The sequence below is a fragment of the Streptomyces sp. NPDC059398 genome, assembly GCF_042751845.1.
GTDB lineage: Bacteria > Actinomycetota > Actinomycetes > Streptomycetales > Streptomycetaceae > Streptomyces.
Genome location: NZ_JBHYWP010000010.1, coordinates 86954 through 102908 on the forward strand (window position 1 = coordinate 86954; position 15955 = coordinate 102908).

Annotated in this window: 16 protein-coding genes and 1 pseudogene; 7 read left to right on the top strand and 10 right to left on the bottom strand. The window is 73.1% G+C overall.

The window, feature by feature from the left end; translation table 11 throughout:
- Positions 1 to 123: 123 nt before the first annotated feature.
- The 4 genes and pseudogenes from ACFXBC_RS06190 to ACFXBC_RS06205 form a co-directional block, all read right to left on the bottom strand.
- Positions 124 to 3117: pseudogene (locus ACFXBC_RS06190) on the bottom strand (AAA family ATPase); the annotation flags it as partial.
- On the bottom strand, positions 3114 to 4280 hold the full coding sequence (locus ACFXBC_RS06195; RefSeq protein WP_385019234.1) for an exonuclease SbcCD subunit D: 1167 nt from the start codon (positions 4278 to 4280) through the stop codon (positions 3114 to 3116). The gene ACFXBC_RS06195 and the pseudogene ACFXBC_RS06190, both read right to left, overlap by 4 nt.
- A 266-nt stretch (positions 4281 to 4546) precedes the next feature.
- A complete protein-coding gene (locus ACFXBC_RS06200) occupies positions 4547 to 5056 on the bottom strand; it encodes an MFS transporter (protein WP_385019236.1) in 510 nt (169 codons plus the stop codon).
- 123 nt (positions 5057 to 5179) lie between these two features.
- Entirely contained in the window at positions 5180 to 5806 is a 627-nt protein-coding gene (locus tag ACFXBC_RS06205) for a YigZ family protein (protein WP_385019238.1), read from the bottom strand.
- A 58-nt stretch (positions 5807 to 5864) separates the two neighbouring features.
- Between ACFXBC_RS06205 and ACFXBC_RS06210 the strand changes: the two genes are divergently transcribed.
- Positions 5865 to 6272, top strand: a complete 408-nt coding sequence (locus ACFXBC_RS06210; protein ID WP_385019240.1) for a CoA-binding protein — start codon at positions 5865 to 5867, stop codon at positions 6270 to 6272.
- Between the two features lie 91 nt (positions 6273 to 6363).
- Here the strand turns inward: ACFXBC_RS06210 and ACFXBC_RS06215 are convergent, their stop codons facing one another.
- Together ACFXBC_RS06215 and ACFXBC_RS06220 are read right to left on the bottom strand one after the other, a co-directional pair.
- Complete coding sequence (locus ACFXBC_RS06215; RefSeq protein WP_385019242.1) at positions 6364 to 6918, bottom strand: YbaK/EbsC family protein; 555 nt, start codon at positions 6916 to 6918, stop codon at positions 6364 to 6366.
- Positions 6919 to 6972: 54 nt separating this feature from the next.
- On the bottom strand, positions 6973 to 7557 hold the full coding sequence (locus ACFXBC_RS06220) for a helix-turn-helix domain-containing protein (RefSeq protein WP_385019244.1): 585 nt from the start codon (positions 7555 to 7557) through the stop codon (positions 6973 to 6975).
- A 92-nt stretch (positions 7558 to 7649) separates the two neighbouring features.
- Here ACFXBC_RS06220 and ACFXBC_RS06225 point away from each other — a divergent pair, with 92 nt between their 5' ends.
- On the top strand, positions 7650 to 8516 hold the full coding sequence (locus ACFXBC_RS06225; protein ID WP_385019246.1) for an EamA family transporter: 867 nt from the start codon (positions 7650 to 7652) through the stop codon (positions 8514 to 8516).
- A gap of 43 nt (positions 8517 to 8559) precedes the next feature.
- On the opposite strand, the gene ACFXBC_RS06230 is transcribed toward ACFXBC_RS06225, so the two are convergent.
- Complete coding sequence (locus tag ACFXBC_RS06230; protein WP_385019248.1) at positions 8560 to 9282, bottom strand: acyltransferase; 723 nt, start codon at positions 9280 to 9282, stop codon at positions 8560 to 8562.
- A gap of 171 nt (positions 9283 to 9453) precedes the next feature.
- Between ACFXBC_RS06230 and ACFXBC_RS06235 the strand changes: the two genes are divergently transcribed.
- The 3 genes from ACFXBC_RS06235 (at position 9454) to ACFXBC_RS06245 (ending at position 10933) form a co-directional block, all read left to right on the top strand.
- Entirely contained in the window at positions 9454 to 9978 is a 525-nt protein-coding gene (locus ACFXBC_RS06235) for a gamma carbonic anhydrase family protein (RefSeq protein ID WP_385019250.1), read from the top strand.
- A 110-nt stretch (positions 9979 to 10088) separates the two neighbouring features.
- Positions 10089 to 10586: a fluoride efflux transporter CrcB gene (crcB, locus tag ACFXBC_RS06240; RefSeq protein ID WP_385019252.1), complete on the top strand. Its 498-nt coding sequence runs from the start codon at positions 10089 to 10091 to the stop codon at positions 10584 to 10586.
- Positions 10583 to 10933: a DUF190 domain-containing protein gene (locus ACFXBC_RS06245; RefSeq protein ID WP_385019254.1), complete on the top strand. Its 351-nt coding sequence runs from the start codon at positions 10583 to 10585 to the stop codon at positions 10931 to 10933. Before crcB ends, ACFXBC_RS06245 begins: the two co-directional genes overlap by 4 nt.
- Positions 10934 to 10995: 62 nt before the next feature.
- Here ACFXBC_RS06245 and ACFXBC_RS06250 read toward each other — a convergent pair whose 3' ends face one another.
- Positions 10996 to 11649, bottom strand: coding sequence for a DedA family protein (locus ACFXBC_RS06250; protein WP_385019256.1), 654 nt, complete (start codon positions 11647 to 11649; stop codon positions 10996 to 10998).
- A 287-nt stretch (positions 11650 to 11936) separates the two neighbouring features.
- Positions 11937 to 12374, bottom strand: a complete 438-nt coding sequence (locus ACFXBC_RS06255) for a DUF4442 domain-containing protein (protein ID WP_385019270.1) — start codon at positions 12372 to 12374, stop codon at positions 11937 to 11939.
- A gap of 110 nt (positions 12375 to 12484) precedes the next feature.
- Here ACFXBC_RS06255 and ACFXBC_RS06260 point away from each other — a divergent pair, with 110 nt between their 5' ends.
- Together ACFXBC_RS06260 and ACFXBC_RS06265 are read left to right on the top strand one after the other, a co-directional pair.
- On the top strand, positions 12485 to 13525 hold the full coding sequence (locus ACFXBC_RS06260) for a hypothetical protein (RefSeq protein ID WP_385019258.1): 1041 nt from the start codon (positions 12485 to 12487) through the stop codon (positions 13523 to 13525).
- 113 nt (positions 13526 to 13638) lie between these two features.
- Positions 13639 to 15042, top strand: coding sequence for an MFS transporter (locus ACFXBC_RS06265; protein ID WP_385019260.1), 1404 nt, complete (start codon positions 13639 to 13641; stop codon positions 15040 to 15042).
- On the opposite strand, the gene ACFXBC_RS06270 is transcribed toward ACFXBC_RS06265, so the two are convergent.
- On the bottom strand, positions 15004 to 15849 hold the full coding sequence (locus ACFXBC_RS06270; RefSeq protein ID WP_385019262.1) for a spermidine synthase: 846 nt from the start codon (positions 15847 to 15849) through the stop codon (positions 15004 to 15006). The genes ACFXBC_RS06265 and ACFXBC_RS06270 overlap by 39 nt on opposite strands.
- Positions 15850 to 15955 lie beyond the last annotated feature (106 nt).

The following is a 15955-nucleotide window of genomic DNA, read 5'->3' on the forward strand; positions in this document are numbered from 1 at the left end:
CCCCCCCCCCCCCCCGCCGCCGGGGGGGGGGGGGGGGGGGCGCGGCGGTGTGGGGGTGTGGGGGGCGCCTGGCGCGGCGGGTGTGCCCCTCCCTCCTCTTGGTTGTCGGGGTGCGGCTCCCGCCGAGTGGTGCCGGACCGCCGAGCCGCTCTGCTCCTTGACGATCTCCAGCTGGGCCGGGATCCGGCGGCGCAGATCGCCGACATGGCTGACGATGCCGACGCTGCGGTCGCGTTCGCGCAGGGAGTCCAGGACGTCGAGCACGTCGTCCAGGGTCTGTTCGTCCAGACTGCCGAAGCCCTCGTCGATGAAGAGCGTGTCCAGCCGGGTGCCGCCCGCTTCGTCGGTGACGACGTCGGCCAGGCCCAGTGCGAGGGCGAGCGACGCGAAGAACGTCTCGCCCCCGGACAGCGTCGCGGTGTCGCGCTCCCGCCCCGTCCAGGAGTCCAGTACGTGCAGCCCGAGTCCGGAGCGGCCCCGGCCGCCTGTCCTGGCGTCGGAGTGGACCAGGGTGTAGCGCCCGGCCGACATGGTCTGCAGCCGGACGGTCGCCGCGGCCGCGACCTGCTCCAGACGGGCGGCCAGGACATACGACTCCAGGCGCATCTTCCGTTCGTTGTCGGCCGATGTGCCGGCGGCGAGCGTGGCCAGGCGGGCCACCCTGTCGTACGCGGCGCGCAGCGGCCCCAGACCGGTCAGCTCGTCGGCGGCCTGCCCGGAGAGCCGCTGGAGGGCGGTGCAGCGCTTGAGGGCGGCGTCCCGTACCGACGACGCCTCCAGATAGGCGCGCTCCGCGGTGCCGAACTCCGCCAGGGCCCCGGCCGGATCGGCCGGCGGACGGGCGGCCGCGTCCGCCGCGTCCTGCTCGGCGAGGCGTTCGGCGAGGGCTGCCTCCTCCGCCTGCCAGACGTCGAGACGCTGCTGGAGGCCGCGCTGTCCGGCTGCGTCGGTGAGTTCGGCCGCCGCCTCCTGGGGAGTGCCGAACCCGGCACGGAAAGCGGCGTCGGCGAGCCGGCCGTCGGCCTCCTTGAGCCGCTCGGCCGTGGTGTCGACCGCGCGTACCGTCTCGGCCGCGCGCTCCAGGAACCCCATCCGCCGCTCCAGCAGCGCGGCGTGTTCGGCGACGCTTGCCGAGCCGCCGCGCGCCCGGACCAGCTCTTCCTCCAGCACGGACTGCTGCTGCTCCAGCACCTCGCGCCGCGAGGTACGGGCGGCGGCGCGGCGTTCGGCCTGCTGCTGGGCGGCGGTGCGTTCGGCGTGTTCGTGTTCGGCGCGGTCGCGCTCCTCACGGGCGGCGTGCATGCCGGTGGCCGTACCGTGCGCTTCGGTGTGGTCGCGCTCCAACCAGCCTACCAGCTCGGCGAGTTCGGCGGTGGTGGCGTCCCCGGCCCCCGCCCGCGCTTCCGCGACCGCCTCGCGGACCGCACCGAGTGCGCGCTCCGCGGCGGCCCGCTCCTTGTCGGCGCGGGTGTGCTTCTCGTACGCCGCCTCCTCAGCGGCGCGGTCCACATGGCCCGCGCCCGGCCTGGCGGGCGCCGGGTGGTCGGCCGCCCCGCACACCGCGCACGGCTCACCCTCGCGCAGCCCGGCCGCCAGCTCGGCCGCGACTCCGCGCAGCCGTCGCTCGCGCAGGTCGAGCCAGCTCTCGTGTGCGGCGTTGGCCCGCTCGCGCGTCTCGCTCAGCCGGGCCTCGGCCGCCGCGGCGTCGCGGGCGAGCCGGTCGCGTTCGCGCGCGGCCGCAAGACGCCGGCGGGCCGGGTCGAGCTGTCCGGCCAGCTGCTCGGTGCGGGTCGCGGCTTCCTGCGCGGCCTCGATTCGGTCCTGGCAGCGGCGGAGCACGGTGTCCCAGCCAGCCAGCCAGTCGGCCGCCTCACGGATCAGCTCGTCGTCGGCGTGCGCCTGGCGGTCGAGGTCCGCGCGCTCGGCGGTGATCTCGGCGCTGCGCCGCTCGGCCCGCCGCGCCGCGTCCAGCGCACCGAGGTCCTGACGGAGTCCCCGCTCCAGCGCCGAGAGCTGGTCGGCGCCGGCGTCGGCCAGCTCGGCGGGAAGTTCACGCCGGTCGCGCTCCCGGGCGGTGACGGCCTCGCGGTGGTGCCGGACCGCTTCGTCGCGCTGCGCCAGCGCGTCGGAGATCCGCTCCGCCCGGCGCGCCCGGTCCAGCCTGGCGCGCACCTCGTCGCGTTCGCCGCGGCGGTGCGCCAGCTCATCGGCGCGGCGGCGCGTCTGCTCGAACCGCTCCTGGAGCCTGGCCAGTTCGCGCTGGTTCTCCAGGGCGGTCCGGGCCGCGGCCTGCCGGCTCTCCGCTGCGGACAGGGCGGCCCCGGCGATGTCGAGCCGTTCGCGGGCCCCGGCGCGCGCCACCGCCGCCCAGCCGATGACGGCCTCGGCGAGGCCGGGTTCGCCGGGCCGGTCGCCCGGCAGCGGCCAGTCGTCGGCGGCCGGGCCCGCGGCCTCGGCCATCCGGTGCGCGAGGGTCAGCAGCCGCACGTCACCGGCGAGCACCTGGGTCTCGGCCGCCCGGCGCAGTGCGGCGAGCCGCTCCTCGACGGCGGCGAAGCGCCGGGTGTCGAAGAGCCGGCCGAGGAGCTTTCCGCGTGCCTCGGCGTCCGCCCGCAGAAAACGGGCGAAGTCCCCCTGGGGCAACAGCACCACCTGGCAGAACTGCTCCCTGCTCATCCCGATGAGCTGGGTGATCTCCTCGCCGATCTCCTGGTGGGACTTGCTCAGCGACCGCCAGCCGCCGGACCGCCGGTCGTACTCGCGCAGTCTGCTCTGGGCCTTCTCCGTGACGAAGCCGTCGCCGCGCTTCTTGGGGCGCGGCTGGGCGGGCAGCCGGGTCACTTCCAGGCGGCGCTCGCCGACACTCAGCTCCAGCGAGACCTCAGTGGCCTCGCCCACGGCCGCGTGGTCGCTGCGCAGCGTGGCGCCGGGGCTCTGCCGCGCGCCGGGCACCGCCCCGTAGAGCGCGTAGCACACGGCGTCGAGTACCGATGTCTTGCCCGCGCCGGTCGGCCCGTGCAGAAGGAAGAGCCCGGCTTCGGAGAGGGAGTCGAAGTCGACCTCCTGGCGGGCGGCGAAGGGGCCGAACGCGGCGATGCGCAGGGTGTGCAGTCTCATCGCGCCACCTCGTTCGCCCCGTCGTCCACCCGTACGTCGTCGAAAGCCCCGGAGAGCACCCCCCGCTCTTCGGCGTCGGGCCCCGCTCCGCCCCGTACATGCGCCACGAAGTCCTCCGCGATCTGCTGGTCGGTACGCCCCCTGAGGCGCTGGGCGTAGGAGGCGTGCGGGTCCCCGGTGGTGCGGTCGGGTTCGAAGACCAGGCTGAGGGTGTGCGGGAAGCGGGCGCCGAGCCGGGCCATCGGATCGGCCGGGCGCACCGGGTCGGTGAGGGTGGCCTCCACCCAGGCATCCTCGTGCCGCTCCAGCGCCGGGTCCTCCAGCAGCGCGTCCAGGCGGCCCCGGATCCTGGCGAGCCGCCGGGGGGCGGGGCAGTCGATCCGCTCGGCGGTGATCTCGCCGGCCGGGCCGAGATCGATCAGCCACATGGTCTTGCGGTGGTCGGCCTCGGAGAAGGAGTAGGCGAGCGGGGAGCCCGAGTAGCGGACCCGCTCGGTGACCGTCTGGCAGCCGTGCAGATGGCCGAGCGCCGCGTAGTCGACGCCCGCGAAGACTCCGGCCGGTACGGCGGCCACCCCGCCGACCGTGATGTCGCGCTCACTGTCGCTGGGCTCCCCTCCGGCGACGAAGGCATGGGCCAGGACCACGGAGCGGGTGCCCGGGGCGCGGCCCGCGAGGTCGGCGCGCACCCGGTCCATTGCGGCGGTCAGCACGGCTTCGTGGCCGGTCCGTGCCGCCTTCAGCTCGTCGCGTACCAGGGCCGGTTCCAGGTACGGCAGCCCGTAGAGCGCCACATCGCCGTGCCGGTCGGAGAGGATCGCCGGGGTGGCGCAGTCCGCCGGGTCGGTGCGCAGATGGATCCCGGCCAGCCGGATGAGGCCCGCGCCCACTCCGAGTCTGCGGGCCGAGTCGTGGTTGCCCGAGATCATCACCGTCGCGACGCCCGCGTCGGCGAGCCGGTGCAGCGCCCGGTCGAAGAGCTCCACAGCGGCGAGCGGGGGCACCGCCCGGTCGTAGACGTCCCCCGCCACCAGGACCGCGTCCACCTCGCGCTCCCGCACGGTCGCCACCAGGTGGTCGAGGTACGCCGCCTGGGCGTCGAGGAGCCCGACGCGGTGGAACGACCGGCCCAGGTGCCAGTCCGATGTGTGCAGGAGCCTCACTGTCCGTCTCCGACCCGCATGGTTCCCCTCACTCCGCCCCCAGGACCAGCACCGGTTCGGTGCTGGCCCGGCCGGTCCCGCCGGCCGCCCCTGAGCCGCCCGGCGCCCGGTCCGTCACGGACCTCAGTCTGCCATCGGTGCCGGGGGGCCGGGGTCACGACCAGGACGGACAGGACAGGACGGGCAGCCGTGACGGATACGGCCGCGGTGGGCGAGAAGCCCGTCGGGCACGGCCCCGGAAGGGTTCGGGGGCCCGTACAGCAGATCTAGGCGAGCCGCGGCTTCCGGGACGCGCCCACCGCGACCGCGGTCAGGAGTACGAAGGCGCCGCCGAGCCACAGCACACCGGAGGTGGAGCCGTCCACGACGAGGCCTCCTGTCAGGGCCCCGAGCGCGATCGACAGGTTGAACATCAGGACGAAGAGGGACGAGGCGGCTTCGTTCGCGTCCGGGGCGGCCTTGAGCATCCAGGTCTGCAGGCTCACCGAGACTCCGCCGTACCCGAGGCCCCAGACCACCAGCAGGACGACTCCGCCGATGCGGCCGGTGCCGAGTACGGGAATCAGCGCCATCGCGGCCGCCAGCACGATCGCGATGGTGAAGAGGGTCCGCCGGACATGGGTCGCGGCCCGTGAACCGGCCACGAAGTTGCCGACGATGCCCGCCACTCCGTAGACGAGCAGCAGCGAGCTGATCAGGTGGGAGTCGAATCCGGAGATGTCCTGGAGGACCGGGCGGACGAATGTGTACGCGATGAAGTGCCCGGTGATCCTCATATTCTGGATAGTAAATATCGAGGATATGAGAAGGCAACCCCAACGGACCTGCCCCCAACCGAGGTTGACGGCGTGCGGCAACCGGAGGGCGGAACGGCACAGGAGGGGGCGGTGCCCGGGGGCTCAGATGTCGCCGTACGCCTCGGCGCCCAGTTCCAGGGTCGCCGCGCCCGCCGTGCTGTCGGCGAGCCAGGCCCGGAAGTCGTCGGCCTCGGCGTCCGGCAGGGCGACCTCGATCGTCACCGCCTCCGCGTAGCGGACCTCCCGCACGGCGCGGCCGGTGGCCCGCAGGTCGTTCTCCAGCTTGCCCGCGCGCTGGTGGTCGACGGTGACCGTGGCCAGCCGGTAGCGCTGTCTGACGACGGTCCCCACTTCGTCCAGGGCCTCCCCGACGGCTCCGCCGTAGGCCCGGATCAGACCGCCCGCTCCCAGCTTCACACCGCCGTAGTAGCGGGTGACGACAGCGATGGCGTACCGCACCTCGCGCCGCAGCAGCATCTGGAGCATCGGCACACCGGCGGTGCCTCCGGGCTCGCCGTCGTCGCCGGCCTTCTGCACGGAGGCGTCGGCGCCGATGACGTACGCGAAGCAGTGATGGGAAGCGCCGGGGTGCTCCTTGCGGACCCGTACGAGGAAGGCCTGGGCCTCCTCCTCGGTCGCGGCGGGCGCCAGTGCGCAGATGAAGCGCGATCGGTTGATCTCGGTCTCGTGCTCGCCCGCGCGGGCGAGCGTCCGGTACTGCTCCTGCATCGGCCCAGCCTATGCGGCCGGGCGGGAACAGTCCCGGCGGGTACACCGTTGTCCGGGCATGTACGCAGACAGGGACACCATCCGCAAGATCCTCACCGCGACCGGCGACACCTGGGCGGTGGTGGGTCTGTCGAACAACAGAGGGCGGGCGGCGTACGGCGTGGCCGGCGTGCTCCAGCGCTTCGGCAAGCGTGTCGTACCGGTCCACCCCAAGGCGGAGACGGTCCACGGCGAGCAGGGGTACGCGTCGCTCTCCGACATCCCGTTCCCGGTCGACGTCGTGGACGTCTTCGTCAACAGCGGTCTGGCGGGCCCGGTCGCCGACGAGGCGGTGGCCATCGGCGCCAAGGCCGTCTGGTTCCAGCTCGGGGTGGTGGACGAGGAGGCGTACGGGCGGGTGCGGGCGGCGGGCCGCGACATGGTCATGGACCGGTGCCCGGCCATCGAGATCCCCGCCCTGGGCTGAATCCCCGCCCTGGGCTGATTCGCTGCCCTGGGCTGAATCCCCACCCTGGGCTGACGCGCGGGCGCCGGGACCGGGAGCGGTCCCGGGCGCCTCAGCCGCCCAGGCCCTCGATGAGGACGGCGCCCGGCAGTCCGGCGAAGACCTTTCCCGGCACGATCAGCTTGCCCCGGCGGCTGCCGCTGCCGACCAGCGCCCACTCCAGGTCCGCCACGGCGGAGTCCACCAGCAGCGGCCAGCCCGCCGGCAGCCCGACCGGGGTGATCCCGCCGTACTCCATACCGGTCTCGCCGGTGGCCGTGTCCACGGGCGCGAAGGACGCCTTGCGCGCGCCGAGTTGCCTGCGGACGGCGCCGTTGACATCGAGGCGGCTGCGGGAGAGCACCAGACAGGCGGCGAGTGAGGTCTCCCCGCCGCGCTTGCCCGCGACGATGACGCAGTTCGCCGACACATCCATCAGCTCGGGCCCGTAGTGCGCCACGAACGCGGCCGTGTCGGCGATCTCCGGATCGCTGTCCACGTAGATCAGCTCCTGGGCGGGGACGTCCCCCTGCCAGTGCCGCACCGCTTCAGCGACCGGGGCGGTGAGCAGGTCCAGGCAGTCCTGGGCGTGGCGGACATCGTCGAACGTACCGATGGGAGCGCGCATACGCTTCACGCTAACAGCCGCCCCGCACACCCCGGCCGACAGCCACCGGGGCCCTCAGGGGCGCTGCCGGCCGACCGGCGGGATGGAGACCGCCATCGTCATCTCGACCGTCTCGGTGCCCTCGTTGCGGTAGGCGTGCGCCACGCCGGCCTCGAAGGTCGCCGAGGTCCCGGCCGGTACGGAGTGCGCCACCCCGTCGGCGACCAGGGTGAGTTCACCGGAGGTGACATGCAGCAGCTCCACCGTCCCCGGCGGGTGCGCGTCCGATGTGCTGCCGTCACCGGGCATCAGCCGCCAGGACCACAGCTCCAGCGGCCCACGCGTCTCGTTGCCCACCAGCAGGACCGTATGGCTGCCCGCGTCGGTCCCCCACATCCGGACCGCCTGGTCGGCGGGGACGATCCTGACCTGCGGCCCCTGCTCGTAGTCGAGGAGCGTGGTGATGCTGACCCCGAGGGCGTCCGCGAGCTTGACCGTGGTGCCGACACTGGGGTTCGTCCGGGCCTGTTCGATCTGGATGATCATTCCCCGGCTGACCCCCGCCCGCGCGGCCAGTGCGTCGAGCGTGAAACCCCGCTCACCGCGCCAGCGCTTGAGATTCCGGGCGAGCGACTGGGTGAGCTGATCGAAGTCCGACACGTTCCGTCCATTATCCTGGATGACAGGGTTGAATATTCTGCACTACCGTGTGGTGTACCCACCGATCCACCACACTGTACTGCGAGGTCCCGATGACTGCCCTCTTCGCCCTGGCCACCAGCCTGCTCTGGGGGCTGGCCGACTTCGGCGGCGGGCTCCTCACCCGGCGGACACCCGCCCTGACGGTGGTCGTCGTCTCCCAGGCGGCAGCCGTGGTGGTGCTCGGCTCGGTCGTGGCGGCCACCGGCGGCTGGAGCGAGGCCGGACCCCGGCTCTGGTTCGCCGTGGCGGCCGGCGTGGTGGGCCCGGTGGCGATGCTCAGCTTCTACCAGGCGCTCGCGCTCGGGCCGATGGGCGTGGTGTCACCGCTCGGCTCGCTCGGAGTCGTCGTCCCGGTCGGCGTCGGACTGGCGCTCGGGGAGCGCCCCGGCATACCGCAGTTCGCCGGGATCGCGGTGGCGGTCGCGGGCGTGGTGCTGGCGGGCGGACCCGAGCTGCGGGGGGCGCCGGTGCAGCGGCGGGCGGTCGCGCTGACGCTGGTCGCGGCTGTGGGGTTCGGCGCGGTGATGTCCCTGATCTCGGAGGCGTCCACCACCCTCACCGGCCTCTTCCTCGCCCTGTTCGTGCAGCGCGTCGCCAATGTGGTCGTCGGCGGGACGGCCCTGTACGTATCGGTGCGGCGCGGGGGCCGGGCGCTGCCCGAGGAGGGCGGGGCGGGGCTGGTCCTGCGGTCGCTTCCGGCGCTCGCCTTCGTCGGTCTCGCCGATGTGGCGGCCAACGGCACTTACTCGCTCGCCGCCCACGCGGGCCCGGTCACCGTCGCCGCGGTCCTGGCCTCCCTCTACCCGGTGGTCACGGCGCTCGCCGCACGCACCGTCCTCAATGAGCGGCTGCGGGCGGTGCAGGCCGCAGGCGCTGGGCTGGCACTGGTCGGAACGGTCCTGCTCGCGACCGGCTGACCTGCGGACCAGCGGGACGAGTCGGCGCCCGGCGCGGAACCGGTCAGGCGGTGCCGGGCTCCAGACCCTCCAGGGCCAGCAGCTGCTCCGGTGTGACGCCTTCCGGGATGGGCACGGGGGCGGGCGTACGCAGCGGGGGCTGCCACCCCTTCTCCGCGTCCCAGCGCCGTACGACCCGGGCGGGCGCCCCGGCCACCACCGCGTGGTCGGGCACCTCGCCACGTACGACCGCACCGGCCGCGACCACGACATTGCGGCCGAGCCGAGCCCCCGGCAGGACGACGGCGCCGGTCCCCAGCCAGCACCCGGGGCCGATCACGACGGGCTCCATCCGCGGCCACTGCTTGCCTATGGGCTCGTGCGGATCGTCGTAACTGTGGTTCGTGGACGTGATGTAGACGTACGGGCCGCAGTAGGTGTCCGAGCCGACGGTGACCCTGGTGTCGGCGATGACATGGCTGCCGCGGCCGAGCACCACACCGTCGCCCAGCGTCAGGATCGGCTCGGGGCCGAGGTCGAGGCCGGGCATCATCCCCGCGGTGAGCGTGACCTGTTCACCGATGACGCAGTGGTCGCCCAGCTCGATCCAGGGCTCGCCGAAGACGGCTCCCTGCGGAAAGGCGAGCCTCGTACCGGTGCCGATCCGGCGGAAGCGCAGCCTCCCCGGCCGCTCCGCCGTCACCGCGCCCGCCCGCTGCGCCCACTGCCATCCGGCGTGCAGCGCACGGGAGGTCAGCGATGAGAACGTGTTTCTGTTCCGGGCCACCCCCACACCGTACTCAGCGCCTCCGGCACCGATCAGAGGGGCGGGCTGTGATCTTCGACCCACCGTCGCTTACGGTTCCGGAGGGCACGGCGCGCACCATACGGAGCAACCCCCGGGTCCCGCGGAAGCGGATGCGGCGCGGGAAGCGATGCGGGGAGCAAGGAGACAGCAGTGGCGGAGCAGTCCTTGATCAGTGGTGTCGGCGGCCGGGAGCCTGCGGTCGACCCGCGGTCCTTCACGGCCCCGACGTCCGTCGTCGTCGGCGACGTGACACTCGCCGCCGGTTCCAGCGTCTGGTACCACACGGTGCTGCGGGCCGACTGCGGGCCGATCGTGGTCGGCGCCGACAGCAACATCCAGGACAACTGCACGGTGCATGTCGACCCCGGGTTCCCGGTCACGGTCGGCGAGCGGGTGTCCGTCGGCCACAACGCCGTACTGCACGGGTGCACGGTCGAGGACGACGTACTCGTCGGCATGGGCGCCACGGTCCTCAACGGCGCGCACATCGGGGCCGGTTCGCTGATCGCGGCCCAGGCGCTCGTCCCGCAGGGCATGCGGGTGCCGCCCGGCTCGCTGGTGGCCGGGGTCCCGGCCAAGGTCAAGCGCGAGCTGACCGACGAGGAGCGCGAGGGCATCAAGCTCAACGCGGCGATGTATCTGGAGCTGGTGAAGGGCCACCGGGAAGTCGGCTGAGCCCGTCCCGCCCGATGGCTCGTCCGATGGCGGGGCCGCGCCGCCCGGGGCTAGCCTGAAGGCGCGCCCGCGCCGTGCGCGGGTGATCTGCGACCGGGAGACGGATGTCCATGGGTGCGGACCGCACAGCGGATCAGCCGGCCGGGCCGGGTCCCGGCGGCGGGCCGCTGCTGCCCGCACCCCGGCGTCCCCGGCGCCACGGCCCGTTCCTCGGCCCGTGGCCGGTGCTGGCGGCGGTGTCCCTCGGCGGCGTCTGCGGAGCCTCGGCGCGGTACGGTGCCGCGCTGCTCTGGCCCACGGCGGCCGGGACCTTCCCCTGGACGACCCTGCTGGTGAACGTCGTGGGGTGCGCGGTGATCGGGGTGTTCATGGTGGTGATCACCGATGTGTGGGCGGCGCACCGGCTGGTGCGTCCGTTCTTCGGCACCGGGGTGCTCGGCGGATTCACCACGTTCTCCACCTACGCGGTGGACATCCAGCGACTGGTGGACGGCGGCCATGCCCGTACCGGTCTGGCATATCTCGTACTGACACTGGTAGCGGCCCTCGCGGCCGTGTGGAGCACGGTGTGGCTGACACGCCGCGCCGTCGCGTGGAGGCAGACATGACCGGTCCGAGCGGCACGGCGGCTCTGCGGGCGACCATCTTCGTCGGGGAGTCCGACCTCTGGCACCACAAGCCGGTGTACTCGGAGATCGTGCACCGGGCCCACCGTGCGGGGCTGGCGGGCGCGAGCGCCTTCCGGGGCATCGAGGGCTTCGGCTCGTCGTCCATGATCCATACGCAGCGGCTGCTGTCGCTCAGCGAGGATCTGCCGGTGGCCGTGGTGATCGTGGACACCGCCGACCGGATCCGGGCGTTCCTGCCCCAGCTCGACGAGCTGATCACCGAAGGGGCGGTGGTTCTCGACGACTGCGAGGTCATCCACTACCCGGACCCGCCACCGGACCGCTGAGCCGCCGGCCTCCGGCCGCGCTGGTGCCGGTGGACGGTGCTGGTGGCCGGTGGCCGGTGGGCTCAGTCGGCGGGTACGGAGTCCGGCGTCTCGGCGGCCGCTTCGGCCTTCGCGTGCGCCTTCTTCGCCCGGTTCTTGATGACGAGCATCGAGGCCACCCCGAGTACGGCGGCCACGGCGAGGCCCGCGTACGAGAAGTTCTTGAACCACGACTCCGCGACCACGCCCACGTAGTAGACGGCCGCCGTCGTACCGCCGGCCCAGAGGATGCCGCCGAGCATGTTGGCGATGAGGAACTTCCAGTACGGCATGTGCAGTACGCCCGCCAGCGGCCCGGCGAAGATGCGCAGCAGGGCGATGAAACGGCCGAAGAACACCGCCCACATGCCCCACTTCTCGAAGGACCGCTCCGCCATGGCGATGTTGGCCCCGCTGAAGTGTCCGGGGAATTTGCGGCCGAGCCAGGCGATCAGCGGGCGTCCGCCCTTGCGCCCGATCGCGTATCCGATGGAGTCGCCGACGACCGCGCCCGCCGAGGCGCAGATGCCCAGGACGAGCGGGTCTATGTGGCCCTGCTGGGAGGCCAGCAGGGCGGCGCTGACCAGAACGATCTCCCCCGGCAGCGGGATCCCGAGGCTCTCCACCCCGATGACCACCGCGACCAGGAGATAGATGCTGATCGCCGGAATCGTCTCCAGCCATGCCTGGATGTGCAACGCCGGCCCCTGCCCTTCGAAGTACCCGTGTCTGCGGGGGGCGCGCCCCCCGCGCCGCCTGCGGGAAGCCTACCCGTTCGGCCGGCGTGGCCGCCGACGGCGGAAGCCGGGGCTGACGGGGGCCGGCCGGGACACCGGCCGACCGCCGCCCGTCGGCAGCCAGGGCTCAAGCAGCAAGCAGCCAGGATTCACAGGAGTCAGGAGAACCAGTCAGGAGAACCAGTCAGGAGTCCGGGGAAGCCGTCGGGACTCCGGAGAGTCACCGGTCACACGTCACACGTCCCCGGTCACGAGTTCGGACGCAGCGTCCACACCACCGTCATCTCACCGGTGACCGCCTCGTCCGCGCGCCGGATGGCGATGTGGACCGGGAACTCGGGCCGCTCCCCCGCGTCCAGCTCCGCCACCACATCGGCCACCGGCCGGCCCAGGGTGGCGGTCGCGGTGACGTCGCCCATCGCGAGCTTCTTGTAGTCGATCTCGGCGCGGACCGCGAGCGGTACGGCGCGCTTCATCTGTTCGCCGAACGCGGCGATGACGATCGCACCGCTCGCCGACTCCGCGAGCGTGAACATCGCACCCGCGTGCGGCCCGCCGACGTGGTTGTGGAAGCCGGCCTGGTCCGGCAGACGGACGACAGCCCGCTCCGGCGTCGTCTCCAGGAAGTCGAGGTTGAGGGTCCTGGCCATGGGCACCGTGGCAGCGAGCAGTTCGCCTGCCGACATCTGATCTGCGGTCATGACACCGGAGGTTACCCGTCGGTAGCTCCCCTTGGCCATCCCCGGCCGGGGGCGCCCGTAGCGACGTGCCCCTGTCACCTCTATGGTTACTCGCCATGTGGCCAGGACAGCAGCCGCCCGGGGGCGAGCAGAACCCGCAGGACCAGAACCCGAATCCCTATCAGCAGCCGGGGTACCAGCAGCCGAACCCTTACCAGCAGGGTCAACCTCAGCCAGAACCTCCGCAGCAGGGAGCACCGCAGGGTTACCAGCAGCCCAATCCGTATCAGCAGCCGACGGCTCCGCAGTACGCGGTGGGAACGCCCGGCGCACCCCGCTCGCCCGAGGACAGGAAGAAGACGACGGTCATCGCGATCGTCTCCGCGACGGCCGTCGTCGCCGCCGCGGTGATCACCGGTGTGGTCGTGTTCAAGGACGACGGCGGCAAGGGCGGCACGGTCCAGGCCGGCGAGAAGTCCCCGTCCGCCTCCGCGTCCAAGGACCGCCAGAGCCCCCCGCCCGCCGACAACCCGCGGGCGGGCGGCGAAGCCGTCAAGCCGGTCGTCGCCGGGTGGAAGGTGGTCGTGAACCCGAAGTGGGGCACGGCCTTCGATGTGCCGCCCGACTGGGAAGTGGCGTCGTCCGGCACCTTCAGCGGCTTCGAGGACGACAAGGGCAAGACCCTGATCGGCCACTCGGCGCCCGCGTTCTACAAGTCCAAGTGGTGCACGGACGACTCCGACAAGGACGGCTACACCGAGGACACCGGGCTCGGCGGGGCGGGGACCAAGGGCGCGGACGGGGCCAAGAACACCCAGCAGGTCGCCGAGAACCAGGTGCCCTGGTGGGTCTACGGCGCCTACACCCAGCCGAACGAGAAACTGGTGAAGACCTCCAAGTCGAAGCCGTACACCACCAAGTCCGGGGTCAAGGGCAGCCTCGCCCGCGCCTGGGCGACCGGTGTGCCGAAGAAGTCCAAGTGCACCACGGACGGCCAGGCCATCACCTTCGGCTTCAAGAACACCAAGGACGACTTCGTGGCGTTCTCCCTGTACAACAGCACCGGCGTTCCCGGGGCGCTCCCGCAGGCGACGGTCGACAAGATCCTCAGCACGGTGCGGCTGGCGGGCGAGCCCACCGGCGCGAGCGACGACTGAGGCCCGGCGCCCGACGGGATCCGGCCCGCCACGTCCGATTGCTCCCGGTTGCCGCAGGACAGGCGCCGGGCGGGCGTTTGGCAGGGAGGGGCGGCGGCAGCGATAGTCCCTGAGTGACGTCTCCCGCTGCCGCCCCTTCCCCCATACGCCGCCCCGCGTGGGCCGGGCGCAACTACACCCTGCTCACAGCGGCCGCCGTGGTGACCAGCCTCGGCAGCAACGGAGCCCTGATCGCCTCGGCGTTCGCCGTCCTCGACACGGGTGGCGACAGCAGCGACGTGGGGCTGCTCGCCGCGGCCCGTACGCTGCCGCTCGTTCTCTTCCTGCTGATCGGCGGAGCGCTGGCCGACCGGCTGCCGCGCCACCGTGTGATGGTCGCGGCCAACGCCCTGAACTGCGTGTCCCAGGCCGCCTTCGCCGTCCTGGTCCTGACAGGTCACCCGCCGCTCTGGCAGATGATGGTGCTCACCGCGCTGTGCGGTACGGGTCAGGCGTTCTTCTCGCCCGCCTCCGAAGGCATGCTGCTCTCCAGCGTCCAGGGCGACGAGGCGGGCCGCGCCTTCGCGTTCTACCGGATGGCCATGCAGGGCGCGGGGATCGGCGGCGCCGCGCTGGGCGGCGCGCTGATCGCCGCGATCGGGCCGGGCTGGGTGCTCGCCGTCGACGCGGCGGCCTTCGCCGTCGCGGGATCGCTCCGGGCCTTCCTCGATGTCAGCCATATCGCGCCGCGTGCGCCGGGCGGCGGGATGCTGGCCGATCTGCGGGAGGGCTGGCGCGAGGTCATCGGGCGGCCCTGGCTGTGGAGCGTCATCGTGCAGTTCGCCGTGGTCAACGCGGTCATCGGCGCGGCGGAGGCGGTCTACGGGCCGCTGGTCGCCCGGGACTCGCTCGGCGGCGCCGGCCCCTGGGGCCTTTCGCTCGCGGCCTTCGGCGCGGGCACGGTGGGCGGGGCGCTGATCATGACGCGGTGGAAACCGCGGCGGCTGCTGCTGACCGGGACGCTCTGTGTCTTCCCGCTCGCACTGCCCTCGGCCGCGCTGGCCGTGCCGGTGCCGTTGGCCGCGCTGGTGGGGGTGATGTTCTTCAGCGGCGTGCTGGTCGAGACGTTCGGTGTCTCCTGGATGACGGCGCTGCACCAGGAGATCCCCGAGGACAAGTTCTCCCGGGTCTCCTCCTACGACTGGCTCGGCTCACTCGCGATGCTGCCGCTCGCCACGGCGCTCGCGGGCCCGGCGGAGCAGGCGTTCGGGAGGACCGCGTCGCTGTGGGGGTGCGCGGGCCTCGTCGCGCTGCTGACGGCCGCGGTGCTGTGCGTCCCGGACGTACGGAATCTGACGCGCCGGACCGCCGCGGACCGGGCGGCCGGGGGCCAGGAAGCGGGGAGCCAGGAAACCGCGGACCCGACCGCCGCCGAATGGACACCGGCGGACCGGACGGTCGCAGGACCCGCCGTACAGCCGACGCCCGGCGCCGGGCCCTCACCCGATACGGAAAGCCCCTTCGGGCGGCTCGGGTGAGGCGACCGCCTCCGCGTCCGTGACCGGCCTGGCGCCGCCGGTGAACCGGTCCAGCGACGCACCGTGCTCGACCCGGGCCGGAAAGGCGTCCGATGCTGTGCGCCGGCTCAGTCCCGCGGTGTCCAAGCAGGTGTGCGAGGCGACCAGGACCGCGTTGCCGAAGCGCCGCCCGCGCAGTACGGACGGCTCAGCGATGAGCGCGACCTCGACGAACACCGCGCGGAACGCGGCGAGTTGGGTCCGCAGAAAGCCGAACGGCGCACCGTCGGCAAGGTTCGCCGCGTAGACCCCGTCACCGCGCAGCACCCGGGCCGCCGACCGCGCGTACTCGGCCGATGTCAGGTGGGCGGGCACCCTCGAACCGCCGAAGACGTCCGCGATCAGCACATCGGCTGAGGCCGGGGGACGGCCGTCCAGCCAGGCCCGCGCGTCCATGGGGTGCACGGTGATGCCCGAGCCGTGCGGCAGCGGCAGTGCCTCGGCGACCAGAGAGAGCAGCCCCCGGTCCGCCTCCACCACCTCCTGCCGCGAACCCGGCCTGCGCGCCGCCACATAGCGGGGCAGTGTGAGAGCGCCCCCGCCGAGGTGCACGACGTCGAGCGGCTCCCCGGGGCCGGCCGCGCAGTCCACGACGTGGCCGAGTCTGCGCGCGTACTCGAATTCCAGATGCTCCGGATCGTCCAGATCCACGTACGACTGCGGGGCCCCGTCGACCGTGAGCAGCCAGGCGCGCTCCCGGTCGACGTCGGGCAGCAGTCTCGCGGTGCCCTGGTCCACGTCCCGGATCACCGGTATCGCCTCGTTCACCGTCCCATTGTGCCGTCCCCGCCGGGGGCGGGGGGGGGGGGCAGGGGGTCGGGGGGCGGGGGTGTGGCGGGCGGGGGGGGGGGGGGGCGCGGGCGCGGGGGGGGGC